We start from the raw sequence: 19,100 nt of genomic DNA on the forward strand, positions 1-19,100 counted from the left end.
CAGCAGGCGGCGGGCACGGGCGGGATGGCACGGGTCGAGCGGGTGGCCGTGGACGTCGAGGACGAACACGGCCGGGTGAACCTCACGGTTGGCTCTCTCGGACACCTCGGTGCCCTGGGGGTGACGCCGAACGGCCGGTGCGTGCCGTACGGTCTCCCCTCGCCCATGTCCACCGCCAGGTGCGGCGAAGCCGCGTCCGTGAGCCGTTTCGTCCCGACCCGGGTTGTCTGCTCCCACGGATTCCAGAGCAGCCCGCTGAGGAAGCACGGGCTGGTGGGTCTGCTGTCTTACGGTGAACGTAGCCATCGAGGATGCACCTCCTGTTCGTGATGGCTGGGGCTGGTCAATACGGGCTCAAGGCACCAGGCGGCACCTCAAGCCCCCTCCTTCAGGCATTCAGGAGGGGGTCGTCGACGTCCGTCTCCTCGGCGCGCAGGGCGCGTAGAAGTTCGGTGCAGTGGGCGGGGGTGGGGGGCTGGATCCCTGAGAAGTGCCGTTCAATGCTGTCATGGGGGCCTGGGGTGGGCGCCAGAGTCCAGGTGGGTAGCCCTTCGTGACGGGGGGCCTGGGCGGTCGGTCGGCCCTTCGGCAGGATCGCGTCGCTCGGGGTGGGCGGGGGTGGGGTGAGCTGCTGATGGGGGTCGAGGTGGCGGTAGTCGGCCTGGTCGAGGAGGTCGCGGTGAGCGGCGTTGTAGCGGGCGTAGATCTCGTCGGTGAGCAGGCTGCGGGCGGCGACGACGTCGCCGGCGGTGCGGCCGTGGGCGTAGCGGTACAGGCGCAGGGGGCTGACGTCGTGATCGAGGGCGAGGATGTGGGCGATCTGGTCGAAGGTGACCGAGCGGGCGCGCAGCGCCCTGCTGCGGCGACGGCAGTCGAGCAGGGTGCGGTATCCCTCGCCTGGCATGGCTCCTCCTTGAATCGAACGTGAGCGAATAGTATCCGACTGATTACGCAGAGCGATAGTCGTGAGGTGGAAGGGGATGCCGGAGGAGTGGGGTTGGTATTTCCGCAGGTCAGTGGGGCGAAGGGTGGGGTGGTGCGGTGTTTTGAGTGCGGGGGTTACCGGGTGGGGCGGGGTGGGTCACCCTGCTGGAGGTGAATTTCCCGACGTCCCGCAGGAGATGACATGGTCGTTGTCTGGAACGATGTGGCCCCCGCGCTGATCGAGGCGATGGTGGGGCTGCGGCCCGGTGGGATGACCTACCGGCGGGTCTTTCCTGGCCGGATGGATCAGGTTCCGGTCGCTCGACGGTTCATCCGGTTCCTGCTGGAGGACTCGCCGTGCCGGAACGACGCCGAGCAGATCGTCGCCGAGCTCGCGGCGAACGCCATCGCGCACACGAGCAGCGGGAGCCCTGAGGGGACGTTCATCGTCGAGCTGACCCGCAGGACGACGGTCGTCCGGATCACCGTCTATGACTGCGGCCGAGGCGCCACCCCCCGGTTCGGCCCGCGCCGCGACGCCGACCCGCTCGCCGAGGGCGGCCGGGGGCTGGCCGTGGTCGCCGCCCTGGCCTCCAGGGTCGGCTTCCGTGGCACCCAGTCGAAGGGCCACGCGGTCTGGGCCGAGATCCTTACGGTCTGATGGCCTCAGGTCTCGGTGCCTCGCGGTGATGTCTTTCGCGCCCTTCCTGGCATGAAGATGATCTGTGTGATGCGGCGCCGCATCTCGCTCGCTGGCATCATCGGAGGCGGGCGAGGCGGGGAGGAATCGAGATGTCAGATAGTTCGAGGGCCTTCAGCGAGCTCCTCGCGCTGGCGGCGGAGCGGGAGGGGTACAAGGTCGAGTGGTATGCCGGGAAGATCGTGATGCAGGCGTCCGCATCCGCCTTCCATAATCTGATCGTCAGCGAGACGATCCGTCAGATTCCCTCTGATGCGTGGTGGGCTCTGCCCGACATGAGGGTCGGGACTCCGGGTGATCATCGGGGGCCGCAGCCCGACATTGTGATCATTCCTGCCGGAAGTCTCAGCGACGACGAGAACCCGGTTCGTAAGGAGATCGTGGCGGCGGTCATCGAGGTGGTGTCGAAGAACACCCGTTCCGAGGACTACGGCGACAAGCCGGAGGCGTACGCCTCGACGGGGATTCCCGTCTACGTGATCATCGACCGGAAGTGCGAGACCATCAGGGTGTTCAGCGAGCCCGATGTCAACCGCTACACCCGCGAGAACGTGAGCTCCTTCGGCAAGCCGTTCACGCTGCCGGAGCCGGTGCTGCTGACGATCGGCACGGAGGGTTATCCGGCCGCCCTGTAGCGGCGGTGGTGCGGCGGGCCCGGTGACCTTCCCTACCAGTCACCGGTGCCGAAGGTGTTCTCGTCGCGGTCGCCGTCCGTCACCCACCACAGGGACGGCGCCGAGCCCCATTCCGGTAGGTGATTGACGGGGGGCCAGGTCAGCAGCAGTTCGTCCCGGCCGTCGCCGTCGTAGTCGGCCGACGTTCGGGGAAACGCCGGGCGTTCGTCGGGGCGCAGCTTCCGGCCGGTCGGGTCCGTGGCCGGTCCGAGCCGGCGGATCGTCCTCCCGCCGCGTCGTAGCCCGTTTCCCCCGCCGTGGAGGAGTTCGACGCCGTCGGGGCGGCGGGCGATCGCGAGGTCGTCGGTCCCGTCGCCGTCGTAATCTCCTGCCACCATCGTCCGCGCGGCTTTGACGTTCCTGAACACCTGTGGCACGCGCCGGGCCCCGCCGAAGTAGACGGTCATCACGCCGTCGACGTGGGGTGGCTCGGTCTCGTACCCCGGCTCGTTGTTGCGGCCGCCGCTGTCGGCGACCACGACGTCGCCCCTGCCGTCCCCGTCGAAGTCCCCCAACGCGACGGCGTTGCCCTCGTTCAGCCGCCGGCTCCGGTGGGGCAGCCCGCCGGGGCCGCCCCTGAGGAGCCACGACGCCGACTGCCCGCCGTCGTTCGACTCGCGCACGAGCAGGTCGGTGGCGCGCCTTCCGCCGATCCTGCCCGCGACCAGGCCGCCGGAGTCCAGGGTGACCTCCGACGGATGGACGACGCGACGGTGGGGGACGCCCTCCCGGGTGAACGGCCCGTACAGCACGGCCAGGCTCTTCATGGTCGAGTCGTTCCCGCTCGCTCCCTCCGTTGTCGGCGTCCACAGCGCCAGATCGGCCGCGCCGTCGCCGTCGAAGTCGCCCGGCACCGTTTCCGCGCGGAAGTTGTCGGGGGGTACCGGGGTTCGGACGGCGGTCGGTGGCGCCTCCGGATCCACCCCCTCCGGGCCGCCCCACAGGATGTACGGGATGTCCGGGGGGCTGCCCGCCCTCGCCGCGTGGCCGTGGACGAGGACGTCGGCGAAGCCGTCGCCGTCGAGGTCGGCCGTGCTCGTGGACCCGCCGAACTCAAGACGGATGCCGGGCACCACCGTTCTGGTCCGGGGGTTCAGGCCGCCCTTCGAGCCGTACACGATCACGAGGTCGGGTGACCAGGAGTCGTGGGACATGACGAGGGTCAGGTCCGCGAAGCCGTCGCCGTTGACGTCGCCGGGCTCTCGGCCGCCCTTTCCCTCGGGGGGCGGTGAGGCCTGCGACCGTGGCGACGCGGGCCGGGGGGACGGCGACGGTGGTGGCGGTGGCGGTTCGGGGAGCAGCGCCGACGGTGTCACGTACGGGGCCGGAGACGCGTCCCGCCCGTCTCCGAGGCTGCATCCGCCGAGCAGGAGGACGAGTGCCAGGGCCGTTCCGGTTCTGGTTTTTATCGCGCCCTCCCACATGTATGGGGATATTAGGACCTAGAAGACCCGGAAGTGGTGGAACATCTCGTAGGCGGCGTCCTGGGCGGAGAAGGACCTCGCCTCGGAGCGTTTGACGGCGAGGTAGGCGGAGGCGCGCAGGGGGCCGAGGGCGTTCATGAGGACGTCGTCGGACTCCAGGGCGTCCAGGGCCTCGTCCAGGGAGGCGGGGAGGCGGGGGACGCGTCCTGGGGGGAGGGTCGCGGGGTCGACGTTGACGGGGTCGCCGGGGTCGAGGCCGCGGCGGATGCCGTCCAGGCCGGCGTGGATGACGGCGCCCAGCGACAGGTAGGGGTTGGCCGAGGAGTCGGAGGGCTTGAGCTCCAGGTTGGCGGACGCCGAGGTGTCGCGGCCCGTGGGGGAACAGATCCGTACCGCCGCCTCGCGGTTGTCCATGCCGTAGCAGGCGTACGCGCTCGACCACGATCTCGGTGTCAGGCGCCGGAAGCTGTTCACCGAGCCGCAGGTGAGGGCGGTGAGTGCGGGGAGGTGGGCGATGAGGCCGCCGATGAAGTGATAGGCGGTGGCCGACATGCCGTAGCGGTCGGAGGGGTCGGCGAAGGTGTTGGCGCGCAGTGCGGTGTCCCAGAGGGAGAGGTGGAGGTGGGCGCCGTTGCCGGGCTGGTCGGCGAGGGGTTTGGGGGCGAGGGAGGCCCACATCGACATGCGGGTGGCGACGCCTCTCACCGTCTCCCGGTAGATGACGTGGTTGTCGGCGGTCTGGAGGGCGGGGGCGTGACGGATCGACAGTTCGTGCTGGCCGTGGCCGAGTTCGGGATGGTAGTGCTCGGGCCGCAGCCCTTGTCTTTCCAGGGCGTGGACCAGGGCCATCGTGTAGTCGTGGAGCTGGTTGAAGCCGACGGTGGAGTAGCACAGGCTGTCGTCGGCGGGGATGAGGCGATCCGGGCCGCCCTCTGGGTCGGGTGCGCGGCGGCCGAGGGTGAACTCGGGTTCGTAGGCGGCGACGAGGGTGTGGCCCTCGGCGGCCAGGGCGGCGACGGCCTCGCGCAGGAAGGTGCGCGGGCAGACGGGCCAGGAGGAGCCGTCGACCTGGCGCAGGTCCGCCAGCATGGCCGCGCTGCCGGGAGCGTAGGGCAGGTGGACGAACGTGGCCGGGTCGGGGACGAGGCGGACCTCCCCGACGGGGCCGAGGCCCTCGACGTCCTGGAGTTCGTCGAGCATGTTCATCGCCATCATTCCCACGGTGTGGCCGATGCCGGTGTGGAGCCGCTCGGCGAGCCGGGAGTGGGAGGTGGCCTTGCCCCTGATCACGCCGCCGTGGTCGGCGTACAGGAAGCGGATGAGTTCGACGCCCTCGGTGTCGGCGCGTTCGATGGCGCGAAGGGCCGCGGCGTCGAGTGTGTGAGGAGCGGTCATCGCCTGGTGATCTCCTATGCCTCCTGCGTGATACGTCCTCTGGGATGCTCCGGGGAGGTCGTGGGGTTACGGTCCGCGGTTATGTGGTGAGTACGTCGGCGTTGCCGTTGTCGGAGCAGGGGGAGCTCGACGGGGGGAGGGGTGCGGGGGGTGAGTCGGCGCAGCGGCAGGTGATGGTGATCGTCACCGTGCCGGCGGTGCACCCGCCGGAGGGAACGCAGGCCTCGACCGGGACCGTCCAGGTGCCCGGTATCCGGGAGGTGCCGCCGAGCAGGCCGTCGGCGTCGAGCGTGATCCCGGCGGGAAGCAGGGTGGGGCTGGTCACCTTGAAGGAGAGCCTCTCGCCGGTCGGGTTGGCCGGCGTGATCCTTCCTGTCAGCGGCCGGTCGACGGCGGTGCCGAAGTGGCCGAGGAGGGGGTGGGCCGAGAGGGAGGAGGGACCTTTCGTGCTCCCTGAGCTCTCCGACGCCTCTATGCCTGCCGGGCTTTCCTGCGCTTCCGTGCCGCTCGGAGCTTCGGTGGCGGGGGCCCGGACGGTGATCCGGGGGGAGGGGGGTGCCGGTATGGGGTCCGGTGTCGGGGTCGCGAAGGCGACTCCCGGGGTCGCCAGCACGCCGCACGTGACGGCTCCCGCGATGATCGCCCCGAGCCCGGGGAACCTCTGCCTGCCGTGCATGAAACGATCCCCCGTACGAGAAACGGATTTCCCACCCAGGATGCAGGAAAGATCATCAAGGGAGTGCCGTGATGTCTTCCGTGGTCACCCATGATCGGGTCAGGACGTTCGCCGTAGGGTTACCACCCTGGTTCCGTACCACTCTGTACGGTGGGGCCGCGCGGCTTCGGGCGGCGGGGTGCGAGGGGACCTCGTGGGGGCGGGCGGTTTCCGGCGACCGTCGCGATACGTTTCCGGGATCGGCGGGGCCGACGGCATGACTTTCGAGGCGAGGGGTGTGCGCTCCCCTGTGGATCAGACGGGAACGCGGGTGACGCGGTTAGGGGCGGGAGGGGACCCGCCGGGTGGTTAGGTGAGCACGCGGGTGAAGAACAGAGCCAATTGGTCTGCTCCCCTGATGATCCCGTCGAAGACTCCGTTGACCGCGCTCGCCGCCTCGGCGGGCTTGGTGAACAGATAGAAGACCACGAAAGCTACCGCGAGGTAGGTGAGGATCTTCTTTACCTGCATGGGGGCCTCCTGGCAGTTCCAATCCCAGCCGTATATACCCGAATTTTATCGATCATTGGCATCTGCGGCCCGGGTGGCTCCCGGATTTTCGATGATCATACCCGTCCCGCGGAAGCAAACCGTGGTCTGGTCGGGAGTTTGGCATAGGTCACACTCGCCATCGTGGGGTCGCGAGGCGCTCCTGTCCAATCTTCACTGCCAGGTATACCGGTAGGGCTAGATCGGCGCCGCTCGTACGCCGATCCCGGGGGAGCTTCTTTGCCGGGCCGATCACCGGCCCGGTGATCGGCTCTGTGTTTCCCCGGCAGGGACGGTCGGTTTCGCTAGACGCCCAGGGAGGCGTCCATCAGCCTGGCCACGGCCTCGTCGTCACCGTTCACGGTCACCTTGGCGTGGGACTGGCGCCCGAAGCAGAACAGCAGCAGCTCTCCGGCCGTGCCCGTCACCTCGACCTGGGGACCCTCCTTGGCGCCGCCGACGGCCGTGCCGCCGCCGACGCGGTGCAGGACGACTTTGACGGGGGCGCGGCGCAGGAACAACCGGGCTCCGCGGTGGATCTGCTTCCAGAACCTCTCCTCCAGCTCGGCCGGCAGCTCCCGCGGCTCCCAGACCCGCTGTGCCCGCCGTACGTCCTCGTGGTGGACGAAGAACTCCGTCGTGTTGGCCGCCTCGTCCAGGCCGGGCAGGCGGTAGGGTCCCCCGGGGCCGGAGCGTACGAGCTCGACGAGGCCCGCGTACCCCTTCCTGGTCTTCGTGGACTCCTGCACCCTGGCGGTGTGCCCGGCCAGCGGCTTGAGGAGGATGCCTGCGGCGGCGTCGGGGCGGCGTTCGCGGACGACGAGGTGGGCGGCGAGGTCGAAGGTGGTCCAGCCCTCACAGAGGGTGGGAGCGTCCGGGCCGAGCCGGGTGAACAGATCGCTGAGCTCGGCTCGTTCGGTGCGGGCGTAGTTCATCTGTGATCCTGACAACGTTGTCGAACGGGCGATGAGTGGGGTGGGCGCGACATCGCCGAAGGTGGTTCGGGAATAACCGCTTGATCCACAGTGATAGGGACTTAGGTAGCAACGTTCCCCCGTCGAAAGGACATCCCCCGCGTGGCGAGCAAGATGACCGGCGCAGTCATGCGTAAGGGACTCGGGGTCCTGGGGGTGGCCGTTCGGGCGGAGAAGCCGATCTTCTCCGCCGCGGTGCTGTCCAGTGCCCTGTACGGCGTGATGACCGTAGCCTCGGCGTGGGCGCTGGGCTGGGCCACCGACCACGTCGTGCTCCCCGCCTTCAGGGACGGGCAGATCACGACGGGCACCCTCGCCGTCGGCGCGCTCCTGATCATGGGGGCGTCCCTGATCAAGGCGCTGGGTGTGGCGGGACGGCGGTATTTCGCCGGGGTCATGCAGTATCGGATGCAGGCCCGCTCCCGCCGGGACGTCACCCGCCAGTATCTGAGGCTTCCCCTGGCCTGGCACCACAGGCACCCGACCGGGCAACTGCTGTCCAACGCCGGGTCCGATGTGGAGGCCGCCTGGGCGCCGCTCGCCCCGCTGCCGATGGCGGTCGGCGTGGTCGTGATGCTGGTCACCGCCGCCGTCGCCATGGTGATCACCGATCCGATCCTCGCCCTCGTCGGTTTCCTGGTCTTTCCCGCGATCGCCGTGCTCAACCTGATCTACCAGCGCAGACTGAACCCGCTCGCCACCCGCGCGCAGCAGTTGCGCGCCGAGGTCAGCGAGATCGCCCACGAGAGCTTCGACGGCGCCCTGGTCGTCAAGACCCTCGGCCGCGAGGACGAGGAGACCGCGAGGTTCCTGGCCAAGGCCGAGGAGCTGCGCGACGCCAACATCGCCGTGGGCCGGGTCCGCGGCCTGTTCGACCCGCTGCTTGAGGCGCTGCCCACCCTCGGCGTGCTCGCCGTGCTGCTGATCGGCGCGATGCGGCTGGAGAGCGGCGCGATCGGCTCCGGGGTGCTCGTCCAGGTCGCCTACCTGTTCACCCTGCTGGCCTTCCCGATCCGCGCGCTGGGCTGGGTGCTCGCCGAGCTGCCCCGCGCCGTCGTCGGCTACGAGCGGATCCAGGCCGTGCTGGAGGCCACCGGTTCCATGGAGCACGGCGCCGTCGAGCTGCCCGGCAAGGAACCGGCCAGGCTGGAGGTCCGCGGCCTCGGCTACGCCTACGGCGACGGGGAGTTCCCCGTCCTGCGCGACGTGAGCCTGGAGGTCGCCTCCGGCCGCACCGTCGCCCTGGTCGGCCCCACCGGGTCCGGCAAGTCGACACTCGCCCAGACCCTCGTCCGCCTGGTCGACCCGGCGGAGGGCGTGGTGCTCGTGGACGGCACGGATCTGCGCGACGTCGCCAGGAACGGGGTGAGCGACGCGGTGGCGCTGGTGCCGCAGCAGACGTTCCTGTTCGACGACACCGTACGCGGCAACGTCACCCTCGGCCTGGAGGTCGGCGACGAGGAGGTCTGGGCGGCGCTGCGCCTGGCGCAGGCCGAGGGGTTCGTCAGCGCGCTGCCCTCGGGGCTGGACACCCGGGTCGGCGAGCGCGGCACCAGCCTGTCGGGCGGCCAGCGCCAGCGGATCGCCCTGGCCCGCGCGCTGGTGCGCCGCCCGCGGCTGCTCGTGCTCGACGACGCCACCTCCAGCGTCGACCCGCAGGTCGAGGCGAGGATCCTGTACGGGCTGCGGGACGCGGCCCAGGTCTCCACCGTGGTCGTCATCGCCTACCGGATGGCGACCATCGCCCTGGCCGACGAGGTCGTCTACCTCGACCACGGCCGGGTCGTCGACCGGGGCGGCCACGCGGAGCTGCTCGCCCGCTGCGAGGGCTACCGCAACCTGGTCACCGCCTACGAACGCCAGGGTGCCGAGCGGGAGGCGCTCGACGCCGAGCGAGAGGAAGAGGTCAGCGCGTGAGGAAGCAGTCGTGGGTCCGCCTGCTGAAAGGACGGTGCCGGTGAGCTCGTTCCAGGGGGTCGAGCGCTCGGGGCTGGCCACCGTCAGGCACGGCCTGTCGCTCACGCCGGAGTTCCGCAAGGGGCTGGCCGGGACGCTCGCGCTCGCCGTGGTCGCCACGGCCGGCAAGATCATCGTGCCGATCGCCGTCCAGCAGACCATCGACACCGGGCTCGGGGGAGGGGCCCCGGACGTGGCCTACATCCGCACCGCCGTGCTGCTGTGCGCCGCGGCCGTGGCGTTCACCGCGCTGTGCGCGTACCTGATGAACGTCCGCCTCTACAAGGCCACCGAGTCCTCTCTCGCCACGCTCAGGGTGCGCGGCTTCCGGCACGTGCACGACCTGTCGGTGCTCACCCAGAACACCGAGCGCCGCGGCGCCCTCGTCTCGCGGGTCACCGGCGACGTCGACCAGATCAGCGTGTTCATGCAGTGGGGCGGGCTGATGATCATCATCGCCCTGGGGCAGCTCCTGGTCGCCACCGGGCTGATGTTCGTCTACTCCTGGCAGCTCGCCCTGGTGGTGTGGGCGTGCTTCCTGCCGCTCATGGTCGTCCTGCCGCGCTTCCAGCGCTGGCTCTCCGGCGCCTACACGCGGGTCCGCGAGCGCACCGGCGACATGCTCTCGGCCGTGAGCGAGTCGGTCGTGGGCGCGGCCGTGATCAGGGCACACGGATCGGAGGCCCGTACGGCCGAGCGGCTCGACGTCGCGATCGACGCCAACAAGGCGGCGCAGGCGCGCACCCAGCGGATCGTCGCGACCGTGTTCCCGCTGACCGAGATCGTCGCCGCCGTCGCGCTGGCCGCGGTGGTGCTGGTCGGGGTGCGGCTCGGGCTGGCGGGCGACATCACAGAGGGGCGCCTGGTCGCCTTCCTGTTCCTCATCACGCTGTTCGTCTCGCCGATGCAGGTCGCCACCGAGGTGCTCAACGAGGCGCAGAACGCCGTGGCCGGATGGCGGCGCATCCTCGGCGTGCTCGACACCCCCGCCGACGTCGCGGACCCGGGCCCGGACGGTGTCGAGCTGCCGCGCGGTCCCATCTCGGTCTCCTTCGAGGATGTGGGGTTCTCCTATCCCGGAGGGGCGCCGGTGCTGCACGGGGTCTCGGCGCGGATCCCGCCGCGCTCGCGGATCGCGGTGGTGGGGGAGACCGGCTCCGGCAAGACGACCTTCGCCAAGCTGCTCACCCGCCTGATGGACCCGGTCTCCGGGCGGATCACGATCGACGGCCACGACCTGCGCGACGTCCGCTTCTCCTCGCTGCGCAGCCGCATCGTGATGGTGCCGCAGGACGGGTTCCTGTTCGACGGCACCCTGGGGGAGAACATCGGTTTCGGCCGCCCCTCGGCGACCGAGGAGGAGATCCGGCTCGCCATGACCGAGCTGGGGCTCGCCGACTGGCTGGAGGGGCTGCCCGCGGGCCTGTCGACCAGGGTCGGCCAGCGCGGGGAGTCGCTGTCGGCGGGCGAACGCCAGCTCGTCGCGCTCGCCCGCGCCTACCTGGCCGACCCCGACCTGCTGCTGCTCGACGAGGCCACCTCCGCGGTGGACCCGGCGACGGAGGTACGGCTGGCCCGCGCCCTGGAGGGCGCCACGCGGGGCCGCACCGCCGTCTCCATCGCCCATCGGCTCTCCACCGCCGAGGCGGCGGACGAGGTGTTCGTCTTCGACAAGGGGCGGATCGTGCAACGCGGCCCGCACGCCGAGCTGGTCCGCGAGCCCGGTGTCTACGCCGACCTGCACGCCTCCTGGGTCTCCTCGGCCCGCTCCTAGCCCTGCTTCCGCACGCGACCCGATCACGGCGGGTGATCACCGGCCGCGCCGGACCGGGGATGGTCCAGCCCCCGCGCCGACGCGGCACGTGCGGCAGGAAGGAAGAATGGGAAAAGGGGGTGGTTCGGGAAGGACTATCCGGCCCGTGCCGAGGTAGGGACAGGGCGGAGGCGGGCCCCACGTCCGCCCGAGGGAAGGGACCGATGGCGGAGTTGGTTGGCGGGGAGCTGCCGGACGGCCGGTTCCCCGTGGTGAACATTCACGCGGCCCTGGAGCGCAGCGACCTGCTCGACGAGCTGGCGGACCTGCGGGTCGACGACGATGACGACGACGACCCCGTCCTGGTCCGCCAGGACGGCAGTCCGGTCGACACCTGGCGGGAGAAGTATCCCTACGACAGGCGGATGGAGCGGGCGGAGTACGACCGGATCAAGCGGCTGCTCCAGATCGAGCTGCTCAAGCTCCAGTACTGGATCAAGGACACCGGGGGGCGTCTGGTCGTCCTCTTCGAGGGGCGTGACGCCGCGGGCAAGGGCGGCACGATCAAGCGGTTCATGGAGCACCTCAACCCCCGGGGCGCGAACGTGGTGGCGCTGGAGAAGCCGAGCGAACGCGAGAGCACCCAGTGGTACTTCCAGCGCTACATCTCCCACCTGCCCGCCGCCGGAGAGATGGTCTTCTTCGACCGTTCCTGGTACAACCGCGCCGGGGTCGAGCGGGTGATGCGCTTCTGCACCCCCGAGGAGTATCTGGAGTTCCTGGAACAGGCCCCGGAGTTCGAGCGGATGCTCGTCCGCGACGGCATCCACCTGGTGAAGTTCTGGTTCTCGGTCTCGCGCTCCGAGCAGCGCACCCGGTTCGTGATCCGCCAGGTCGACCCGGTACGGCAGTGGAAGCTGTCGCCGATGGACCTGGAGTCGCTCGACAAGTGGGAGGACTACACCGCCGCCAAGGAGGACATGTTCGTCAACACCGACACGGAGGAGGCCCCGTGGACGGTGATCAAGAGCAATGACAAGAAGCGGGCCAGGATCGAGGCGATGCGCCACCTGCTGAGCCTGTTCGAGTACGAGAACAAGGACCACGAGGTCGTCGGCGTCCCCGACCCCAAGATCGTCGTCCATGCCGCCGACGTCCTCGACGACGACCGCGGCCACTGAGACGACGACCGCCCCTGTTTCCATGTCGGTGCCGCCCGGACGTCTTCGCCCGCGGCTCGGCCCTCCGGCGCCGGCGGTGCCGTGCTCGTCCTGCCCGCTCACGTGGCCGGGCCGGAGGCCACCCCTCCCCCCTGTTGCGGCACAATTGCCGCATGTCCCTTGACCTCGCCATCGCGGCCCGGCTGAAGCGCACCGCCGACGGGCTGGTTCCCGCCGTCGTCCAGCAGTACGACACCGGCGAGGTGCTCATGCTCGCCTGGATGGACGACGAGGCGCTGCATCGCACGCTCACCACGGGCAGGGCCACCTACTGGTCGCGCAGCCGGGGAGCCTACTGGGTGAAGGGCGACACCTCCGGCCACGTCCAGCACGTCAAGTCCGCCGCGCTCGACTGCGACGGCGACACCGTCCTGCTCAAGGTCGACCAGGTGGGCGCCGCCTGCCACACCGGCGACCGGACCTGCTTCGACGCCGACGAGCTGACGGTGACCCGGGCGTGACGGCGAGGCGGGAGCTGTGGACCTGGCTCGCGGTGTGCGTGGCCGGTGCCGCGCTCGTGCTCCTCGCCGCGGGACGCGACTGGTTCACCGTGACGTACGGCACCCGCGAGGTCGCGGTCTCCGCCGCCGAACTGGTCCCCGCCCTCGGCCCCGGCGCCTGGGCGGCGCTCGCCGCGGTGGTCGCCGTCCTCGCGACGAAAGGGGTGTGGCGCGGGCTCGTCGGAGCGGTGATGGCGCTCGGCGGGGCCGGGATGATCGCCGGTTCCTGGTGGGGAGGCGGCGCGAGCGCCGCGCTGCGGATCTCCGCCGAGCAGGCGCCGCTCTCCGTCGGCTCCATCCCGCAGGTCGCCTCGGCCGTCGTCTGGCCGATCCTCGCCTCCGTGGGAGGGTTTCTGCTGGCCGCCGGGGGAGTGGCGGCGATCGTGCGCGGCGGGCGCTGGCCGGGCATGTCCGGCCGGTACGACCGGCAGGGGGCCGGTCCCGCGGGCGGTACTGCCGCCGCACGCGGTGGTGCCCCCAGCGAGCGGGAGTTGTGGGACGCCCTCGACGAGGGCGTCGATCCGACGACCGGTCCCGACCCCCGCGAACACTGACCTTCGCGAGCCCCTGGGCGGACGGCGGGTTCCGCTCGTTCGCACGACGTCCGCGGTTCCCGCCGTGTTCCCGGTTCTCCCGGCGCGGGGATCTTCTCATGTCGTTTTGGTGCCCTCCCGCCGTCCGGGGCGGGTGTGCCCTCGGCCACGACTTGCTCACAACGCGCTCGCGAGCGTGAACGGATCGTCTCCTCCTGGGAGTGTTTTCGCTAGGATTTCGCCTGTAACTCGGATAATGGGGAGTCATTCATGAGCTACGGCGATCAGGGTGGCTATGGCCCGCCCCCGAAGAGCGGCGGCTACGGCTCCTCGGGTGGTTATGGCTCTTCGGGCGGTTACGGTTCCGGAGGGTACGGTGCGCCCGGTGGCGGTTACGGGGGGTACGGCCCGCCGCCGCGGGGCAACAACGGCATGGCCATCGCCGCGCTGATCATGGGCATCGCCGGGCTGTTCATCTGCGGACTCCCCTCGATCGTGGGCGCGGTGCTGGGGCACATCTCGCTGGGGCAGATCAGGCGGACGGGCGAGGAAGGGCGGGGCATGGCCGTCGCGGGCCTGGTCCTGTCCTATTTCGGCATCCTGTCCTGGCTGGCGGCGCTGGTGTTCATCTGGGTGATCGGAGCCGGTGCCCTGATCCTCGGTGGCGCCTCGGGCTACTGACGCCGGCGCTCGCGCCGCCGGTGAGGGGTGCGTGAGTGAGTAAGTAGGGTGGCCGGTGGGGGTGACCACCGGTGAAGGGTGCTGAAGGACCGTGGTGACGGGGAGGATCGCGGGTTCGCGTGCCGTGGCCGTGCTGGCGCCGCTCGGCACCGCGCTGGCCGCCGGCGCGGCGGTCGCGTTCGTGGGCGCGGTGGACCCCAACGAGCCGGGCCACTACCCGCCCTGCCCGTTCCTGCTGCTCACCGGCCTCTACTGCCCCGGTTGCGGAGGCCTGCGAACGGTGTACGCGCTCGCCCACGGAGACCCCGTGGCGGCCCTGGGGCTCAACCCGCTCGTCGTGCTCATGGTCCCGGTGCTGGTCCTGCTCTGGGGCCGGTGGGCGCTGCGTGCCTGGTCGGTGGGCGGATCGGCCGGAGAATCCGGTGGCGGGCCCGGATGGAAATCCATACGCCCGGTCTACGTGTGGTTATTGCTCGCTTTGATGGTCGTGTTTTGGATAGTGCGAAATCTTCCTTTTGGGGAATTCCTGGCCCCATAGTCACCGATAGGTCTCACCCCGTGGCGGGGCGACCCCGGCCGGGCCGATAGCATCGGCGGAACAAGGGCAGTCGACCGGGAGGGGCCTTACTCGTGAGCGAGCGGAGCGAACGAACCACGGATACGGCGGCGTTCGCGAACCCGGCCCCTGAGCTTCGCGAGGAGGGCAAGTGAGCGTGCTTGAGGAAATCCTCGAAGGAGTCCGCGCCGATCTGGCCGAGCGCCAGGAAAGGGTGACGCTGGCCGAGCTCAAGGAGCGGGCCGGGCGGGCACCGGCCCCCCGTGACGCGTACGCGGCACTGGGCGGCGACCAGGTGGCGGTGATCGCCGAGGTGAAGCGTTCCAGCCCGTCCAAGGGCGCGCTGGCCGCGATCGCCGACCCCGCCGCGCTGGCCGGTGACTACGAGTCGGGTGGCGCCCACGTCATCAGCGTGCTCACCGAGCGGCACCGCTTCGGCGGCAGCCTCGACGACCTGGCCGCCGTGCGCGCCGTCGTCGACATCCCGGTGCTGCGCAAGGACTTCATCGTCACCTCGTACCAGCTCTGGGAGGCCCGCGCCTACGGCGCCGACCTGGCGCTGCTGATCGTCGCGGCGCTCGACCAGAACGCGCTGGTCTCGCTCATCGAGCGGGCCGAGTCGATCGGGCTCGCCCCGCTGGTCGAGGTGCACACCGAGGAGGAGCTCGACCGGGCGCTCGTCGCCGGAGCCAAGATCATCGGTATCAACGCGCGGAACCTCAAGACCCTTGAGGTCGACCGAGAGGTGTTCGTCAAGCTGGCTCCCAAGATCCCCGAGGGCGTCATCAAGATCGCCGAGTCGGGTGTGCGCGGCCCCCACGACCTGCTCGCCTACGCCAGGGCGGGAGCCGACGCCGTCCTGGTCGGCGAGAGCCTGGTGACCGGCAAGGACCCGCGCGCCGCCGTGGTCGACCTGGTCACCGCCGGTGCCCATCCCGCATCCCGACCCGAGGGGCAGTAAGCCAGTGACAACGCACGAGGGAACCGTCATCACCACCGCCGACCTCGCCGGTAACGCCGCTCACGGGAACGACCCGGACATCCACGGCAAGTTCGGGATCTTCGGCGGGCGCTACGTGCCCGAGGCGCTCATCCCCGCGCTGGACGAGGTCGCGGCGGAGTACGACAAGGCGAAGAACGACGTGGCGTTCCTGCGGGAGTTCGACCACCTGCTGCGCACCTACGCCGGGCGGCCGACCACGCTGACCGAGGTCCCCCGCTTCGCGGAGCAGGCGGGTGGCGCCCGGATCATCCTCAAGCGCGAGGACCTGACCCACACCGGCGCCCACAAGATCAACAACGTGCTCGGCCAGGCCCTGCTGACCAAGCGCCTGGGCAAGACGCGGGTGATCGCCGAGACCGGTGCCGGACAGCACGGCGTCGCCACCGCGACCGCCGCCGCCCTGATGGGCCTGGAGTGCGTGATCTACATGGGGGCCGTCGACTGCGAGCGCCAGGCGCTCAACGTCGCCCGCATGAAGCTGCTCGGCGCCACCGTCGTCCCGGTCACCAACGGCAGCCAGACCCTCAAGGACGCCATCAACGAGGCGTTCCGCGACTGGGTCGCCAACGTCGACCGCACCCACTACCTCTTCGGCACCATCGCGGGCCCGCACCCGTTCCCGGAGATCGTCCGCGACTTCGCGCGCATCATCGGCGTCGAGGCCCGCCGCCAGACGCTGGAGCTCACCGGCAGGCTGCCCGACGCGGTCGCCGCGGCCGTCGGCGGGGGATCGAACGCCATCGGCATCTTCCACGCCTTCCTCGACGACCAGGACGTCCGGCTGCACGGTTACGAGGCGGGCGGCCGGGGCCTGGAGAGCGGCGAGCACGCCCTCACCCTCACCGCGGGCTCCGTCGGCGTGCTGCACGGCTCGCGCACCTACGTGCTGCAGGACGAGGAGGGCCAGACGGTCGAGTCGCACTCGATCTCGGCCGGGCTCGACTATCCGGGCGTCGGCCCCGAGCACGCCTGGCTCAAGGACAGCGGCCGCGCCACCTACCACGGCATCACCGACGCCGAGGCGATGGACGCCTTCTCCCTGCTCGCCCGCACCGAGGGCATCATCCCCGCCATCGAGTCCTCGCACGCGCTCGCCGGAGCGCTCAAGCTGGGGCGCGAGATGGGACCCGGGGCGACGATCCTGGTCAACCTCTCCGGCAGGGGCGACAAGGACATGAGCACCGCGATGAAGTACTTCAACCTCTGACACTCCTCTCACGGCCGACTTGCCTCCCCTCTGGCGGGCCGAAGGGGACGAACCGCAACGGAAGCAACGATGACGACTCTTCAGACGGTGTTCGCCAAGGCTAAGGCGGACGACCGCGCCGCCCTCATCGGATACCTGCCCGCCGGGTTCCCCAGCAAGGACGGTGCGATCGCCGTCGCCACCGCCATGGTGGAGGCGGGCTGCGACGTGATCGAGATCGGTCTGCCCTACTCGGACCCCCTGATGGACGGTCCGACGATCCAGGACGCCGTCCACCGGGCGCTGACCAACGGCACCCGTATCGCCGACGTGCTCCGCACGGTCGAAGGCGTGGCCGCCACCGGTGCCGCCACCCTGGTCATGACGTACTGGAACCCGATCGACCGCTACGGTGCCGACCGCTTCGCCAGGGACCTGGCGAACGCGGGCGGGGTGGGCACCATCACGCCCGACCTCACCCCCGAGGAGGCCGGCCCCTGGCGCGAGGCCAGCGCGGGGGCCGGGATCGACACGGTCTTCCTGGTCGCGCCCAGCTCCACCGAGGCCCGCATCAAGGCCGTCGTCGACAGCTGCACCGGTTTCGTCTACGCGGCGTCGCTGATGGGCGTCACCGGCGCCCGCGACTCGGTCGGCGAGGCCGCGCAGGGCCTGGTCGAGCGCACCCGCCCGCACACCTCCCTGCCGGTCTGCGTCGGCCTGGGCGTCGGCACCGGACGGCAGGCCGCGGAGGTCGCGGGCTACGCCGACGGCGTCATCGTGGGCTCGGCGTTCATCCGCCGCGTCCTGGACGCCCCCGACGAGAACTCGGCTCTCGCGTCCGTCCGCGAGCTGGGCGCCGAGCTGGCGGCGGGCGTCCGGGGCTGAGGTCCCTTCCACAGGGGGGCGGTCCCCCTTCCATCGGGACCGCGCCCTGGGGCATGCCTTTCGAACACGCTTATTCGACACTTATCCAGCTCGTGGTGAGCTTTCCTTCGGATACCTTGCGTTCGCCGGAGACATCCGTGCCTAGGGCGTGGGAGTAGGAGAATGATGCTCGTGACCTCTGAGAAGCCCGCGCCCAATAGGTCGCGTATCGTGATTTCGGCGCTACCCTGGGTAACGACCGTCTCGCGGCTGGTGCTCGCGGGTGTGCTGATCGTCGCGGGTTGGGGCAAGATCGGCACCCCGGTGCTCTCGGTTCAGGCGGTCGAGGCATACGAACTGCTCCCAAAATCGCTCGCCACGGTGGTCGGCTACGGCCTGCCGATCCTGGAGATCGTCGTGGGGGTGTTGCTGGTCGTCGGGCTGCTCACCCGGGCGGCGGGTGTCATCTCGGCACTGCTCATGCTGGCGTTCGTCATCGGGATCGCCTCGGCGTGGGCGCGCGGGCTGCGCATCGACTGCGGCTGCTTCGGCGGCGGCGGTCAGCTGGCGGCCGGGGTGGAGCCCGACTACCTCATCGACATCCTGCGTGACTTCGGTCTCTTCGGACTCGGTGTGATCGTCGCCTGGTTCCCTCCGGGTCGCTTCGCGCTGGACTCCGCCCTGGGGCTCACCCCCGGGCGGGAGCCGTACGACGACCTCGAAAGCGACGACGAGGAGGAGCACCAGGAAAAGGAGACTGACTGATGGGCAAGGCCGCGCGGGACCAGTCGGCGCGTGATCGGATCAAGGCACAGCGCCAGGAGCAGATGCTGAAGGAGAGGCGCAAGCGCATAACGACCATCACGACGGCCGCCGTGCTCGCGGTCGCCGCCGTCGGGGCGGGCTGGTGGTTCGCCGCGCAGAGCAGCAGGTCCGAGCAGGTCGGCGCCAACCTCGCGCCGATCACCGTCGCCTCCGACGGCTCGGTGGTCATGGCCAAGGCGGGAGTGGAGTCGCCGGTCCTGGATGTCTTCGAGGACTTCCAGTGCCCCGCCTGCAGGGCGCTGGAGGAGACCAGCGGTCCCACGATCAAGAACCTGGCGGCCGAGGGCAAGGCGAAGGTGGTCTACCACCCGATCACGATCTTCCAGGAGCAGACCAACAAGGGCATCACCCGGGGTAACTCCGTGCGGGCCGGGGCGGCCTCCCGCTGCATTCCCGGAGGCGTCGCCTGGAGCAGGTTCCACGACAAGCTGTTCGACGCACAGCCCTCGGAGACCGTGGAAGGCTTCAAGATCCCTGACCTGATCGCCTGGGGCAAGGACGCCGGGGTGACCGATCCCGGCTTCGACAAGTGCGTGACCAGCCAGGAGAAGGCTCCCGAACACCTCGCCTACAGCACCAAGGTCCTGGAGACCCAGAAGCTCACGGGCACCCCGACGCTGAAGCTCAACGGCACCGAGATGGACACCGGCGTGGCTTTCAAACCGGCCGAGCTGCGTCAGGCCGTCCTTGATGCCGCCAAGTAGCCCGGGACACGGTAACGTCACCTG

The 19,100-nt window shown here is 70.3% G+C and carries 20 protein-coding genes; 14 read left to right on the forward strand and 6 right to left on the reverse strand.

Annotation, left to right across the window (positions count from 1 at the left end; all coding sequences use genetic code 11):
- Positions 1–388: 388 nt before the first annotated feature.
- Complete coding sequence (locus tag ABT352_RS29130) at positions 389–904, reverse strand: hypothetical protein (protein WP_350948150.1); 516 nt, start codon at positions 902–904, stop codon at positions 389–391.
- Between the two features lie 222 nt (positions 905–1,126).
- Here ABT352_RS29130 and ABT352_RS29135 point away from each other — a divergent pair, with 222 nt between their 5' ends.
- Positions 1,127–1,585, forward strand: coding sequence for an ATP-binding protein (locus tag ABT352_RS29135; RefSeq protein WP_350948151.1), 459 nt, complete (start codon positions 1,127–1,129; stop codon positions 1,583–1,585).
- 131 nt (positions 1,586–1,716) lie between these two features.
- Positions 1,717–2,259: a Uma2 family endonuclease gene (locus ABT352_RS29140; protein WP_350948152.1), complete on the forward strand. Its 543-nt coding sequence runs from the start codon at positions 1,717–1,719 to the stop codon at positions 2,257–2,259.
- Positions 2,260–2,291: 32 nt separating this feature from the next.
- Here ABT352_RS29140 and ABT352_RS29145 read toward each other — a convergent pair whose 3' ends face one another.
- The 5 genes from ABT352_RS29145 to ABT352_RS29165 form a co-directional block, all read right to left on the reverse strand.
- Positions 2,292–3,722: an FG-GAP repeat domain-containing protein gene (locus ABT352_RS29145; protein ID WP_350948153.1), complete on the reverse strand. Its 1,431-nt coding sequence runs from the start codon at positions 3,720–3,722 to the stop codon at positions 2,292–2,294.
- An 18-nt stretch (positions 3,723–3,740) separates the two neighbouring features.
- A complete protein-coding gene (locus ABT352_RS29150) occupies positions 3,741–5,117 on the reverse strand; it encodes a glutamine synthetase family protein (protein ID WP_350948154.1) in 1,377 nt (458 codons plus the stop codon).
- A 79-nt stretch (positions 5,118–5,196) separates the two neighbouring features.
- Entirely contained in the window at positions 5,197–5,793 is a 597-nt protein-coding gene (locus ABT352_RS29155; RefSeq protein WP_350948155.1) for a putative Ig domain-containing protein, read from the reverse strand.
- 348 nt (positions 5,794–6,141) lie between these two features.
- Entirely contained in the window at positions 6,142–6,303 is a 162-nt protein-coding gene (locus ABT352_RS29160; RefSeq protein ID WP_344744406.1) for a hypothetical protein, read from the reverse strand.
- 323 nt (positions 6,304–6,626) lie between these two features.
- Positions 6,627–7,256, reverse strand: a complete 630-nt coding sequence (locus ABT352_RS29165) for a TIGR03085 family metal-binding protein (RefSeq protein WP_350948156.1) — start codon at positions 7,254–7,256, stop codon at positions 6,627–6,629.
- A 153-nt stretch (positions 7,257–7,409) separates the two neighbouring features.
- On the opposite strand from ABT352_RS29165, the gene ABT352_RS29170 reads away from it, so the two are divergent.
- From ABT352_RS29170 to ABT352_RS29225, 12 genes are all read left to right on the forward strand, one after another.
- Positions 7,410–9,212: an ABC transporter ATP-binding protein gene (locus ABT352_RS29170; RefSeq protein WP_350948280.1), complete on the forward strand. Its 1,803-nt coding sequence runs from the start codon at positions 7,410–7,412 to the stop codon at positions 9,210–9,212.
- 10 nt (positions 9,213–9,222) lie between these two features.
- Complete coding sequence (locus ABT352_RS29175; RefSeq protein ID WP_502992901.1) at positions 9,223–11,025, forward strand: ABC transporter ATP-binding protein; 1,803 nt, start codon at positions 9,223–9,225, stop codon at positions 11,023–11,025.
- Between the two features lie 203 nt (positions 11,026–11,228).
- Entirely contained in the window at positions 11,229–12,185 is a 957-nt protein-coding gene (ppk2, locus tag ABT352_RS29180) for a polyphosphate kinase 2 (RefSeq protein ID WP_350948158.1), read from the forward strand.
- A gap of 152 nt (positions 12,186–12,337) precedes the next feature.
- A complete protein-coding gene (gene hisI, locus ABT352_RS29185; RefSeq protein ID WP_350948159.1) occupies positions 12,338–12,685 on the forward strand; it encodes a phosphoribosyl-AMP cyclohydrolase in 348 nt (115 codons plus the stop codon).
- Positions 12,682–13,278 carry a Trp biosynthesis-associated membrane protein gene (locus ABT352_RS29190; protein WP_350948160.1) on the forward strand — a complete coding sequence of 199 codons (597 nt, stop codon included), beginning with the start codon at positions 12,682–12,684 and terminating at the stop codon, positions 13,276–13,278. Before hisI ends, ABT352_RS29190 begins: the two co-directional genes overlap by 4 nt.
- A gap of 249 nt (positions 13,279–13,527) precedes the next feature.
- Positions 13,528–13,938 (forward strand): DUF4190 domain-containing protein, encoded by a 411-nt coding sequence (locus ABT352_RS29195; protein WP_350948161.1) that lies wholly within the window; start codon positions 13,528–13,530, stop codon positions 13,936–13,938.
- A 94-nt stretch (positions 13,939–14,032) separates the two neighbouring features.
- Positions 14,033–14,476, forward strand: a complete 444-nt coding sequence (locus tag ABT352_RS29200) for a DUF2752 domain-containing protein (protein WP_350948162.1) — start codon at positions 14,033–14,035, stop codon at positions 14,474–14,476.
- Positions 14,477–14,645: 169 nt separating this feature from the next.
- Positions 14,646–15,455 (forward strand): indole-3-glycerol phosphate synthase TrpC, encoded by an 810-nt coding sequence (gene trpC, locus ABT352_RS29205; protein ID WP_350948163.1) that lies wholly within the window; start codon positions 14,646–14,648, stop codon positions 15,453–15,455.
- A gap of 28 nt (positions 15,456–15,483) precedes the next feature.
- Positions 15,484–16,704, forward strand: coding sequence for a tryptophan synthase subunit beta (gene trpB / locus ABT352_RS29210; protein ID WP_350948281.1), 1,221 nt, complete (start codon positions 15,484–15,486; stop codon positions 16,702–16,704).
- Positions 16,705–16,773: 69 nt separating this feature from the next.
- Positions 16,774–17,568, forward strand: coding sequence for a tryptophan synthase subunit alpha (gene trpA / locus ABT352_RS29215; RefSeq protein ID WP_350948164.1), 795 nt, complete (start codon positions 16,774–16,776; stop codon positions 17,566–17,568).
- Between the two features lie 210 nt (positions 17,569–17,778).
- On the forward strand, positions 17,779–18,312 hold the full coding sequence (locus ABT352_RS29220) for a MauE/DoxX family redox-associated membrane protein (RefSeq protein ID WP_350948165.1): 534 nt from the start codon (positions 17,779–17,781) through the stop codon (positions 18,310–18,312).
- Entirely contained in the window at positions 18,312–19,076 is a 765-nt protein-coding gene (locus tag ABT352_RS29225; RefSeq protein WP_350948166.1) for a DsbA family protein, read from the forward strand. The genes ABT352_RS29220 and ABT352_RS29225 overlap by 1 nt, the downstream gene beginning before the upstream one ends.
- Positions 19,077–19,100 lie beyond the last annotated feature (24 nt).

This window comes from Streptosporangium sp. NPDC000563, assembly GCF_040299985.1.
Lineage (GTDB): Bacteria > Actinomycetota > Actinomycetes > Streptosporangiales > Streptosporangiaceae > Streptosporangium.

What these genes read in the sequence shown, in the direction of transcription:
- ABT352_RS29130 (WP_350948150.1), bottom strand. Translation starts at nt 904, where the DNA reads ATGCCAGGCGAGGGATACCGCACCCTGCTCGACTGCCGTCGCCGCAGC.
- ABT352_RS29135 (WP_350948151.1), top strand. Translation starts at nt 1,127, where the DNA reads ATGGTCGTTGTCTGGAACGATGTGGCCCCCGCGCTGATCGAGGCGATG.
- ABT352_RS29140 (WP_350948152.1), top strand. Translation starts at nt 1,717, where the DNA reads ATGTCAGATAGTTCGAGGGCCTTCAGCGAGCTCCTCGCGCTGGCGGCG.
- ABT352_RS29145 (WP_350948153.1), bottom strand. Translation starts at nt 3,722, where the DNA reads ATGTGGGAGGGCGCGATAAAAACCAGAACCGGAACGGCCCTGGCACTC.
- ABT352_RS29150 (WP_350948154.1), bottom strand. Translation starts at nt 5,117, where the DNA reads ATGACCGCTCCTCACACACTCGACGCCGCGGCCCTTCGCGCCATCGAA.
- ABT352_RS29155 (WP_350948155.1), bottom strand. Translation starts at nt 5,793, where the DNA reads ATGCACGGCAGGCAGAGGTTCCCCGGGCTCGGGGCGATCATCGCGGGA.
- ABT352_RS29160 (WP_344744406.1), bottom strand. Translation starts at nt 6,303, where the DNA reads ATGCAGGTAAAGAAGATCCTCACCTACCTCGCGGTAGCTTTCGTGGTC.
- ABT352_RS29165 (WP_350948156.1), bottom strand. Translation starts at nt 7,256, where the DNA reads ATGAACTACGCCCGCACCGAACGAGCCGAGCTCAGCGATCTGTTCACC.
- ABT352_RS29170 (WP_350948280.1), top strand. Translation starts at nt 7,410, where the DNA reads ATGACCGGCGCAGTCATGCGTAAGGGACTCGGGGTCCTGGGGGTGGCC.
- ppk2 (WP_350948158.1), top strand. Translation starts at nt 11,229, where the DNA reads ATGGCGGAGTTGGTTGGCGGGGAGCTGCCGGACGGCCGGTTCCCCGTG.
- hisI (WP_350948159.1), top strand. Translation starts at nt 12,338, where the DNA reads ATGTCCCTTGACCTCGCCATCGCGGCCCGGCTGAAGCGCACCGCCGAC.
- ABT352_RS29195 (WP_350948161.1), top strand. Translation starts at nt 13,528, where the DNA reads ATGAGCTACGGCGATCAGGGTGGCTATGGCCCGCCCCCGAAGAGCGGC.
- trpA (WP_350948164.1), top strand. Translation starts at nt 16,774, where the DNA reads ATGACGACTCTTCAGACGGTGTTCGCCAAGGCTAAGGCGGACGACCGC.
- ABT352_RS29225 (WP_350948166.1), top strand. Translation starts at nt 18,312, where the DNA reads ATGGGCAAGGCCGCGCGGGACCAGTCGGCGCGTGATCGGATCAAGGCA.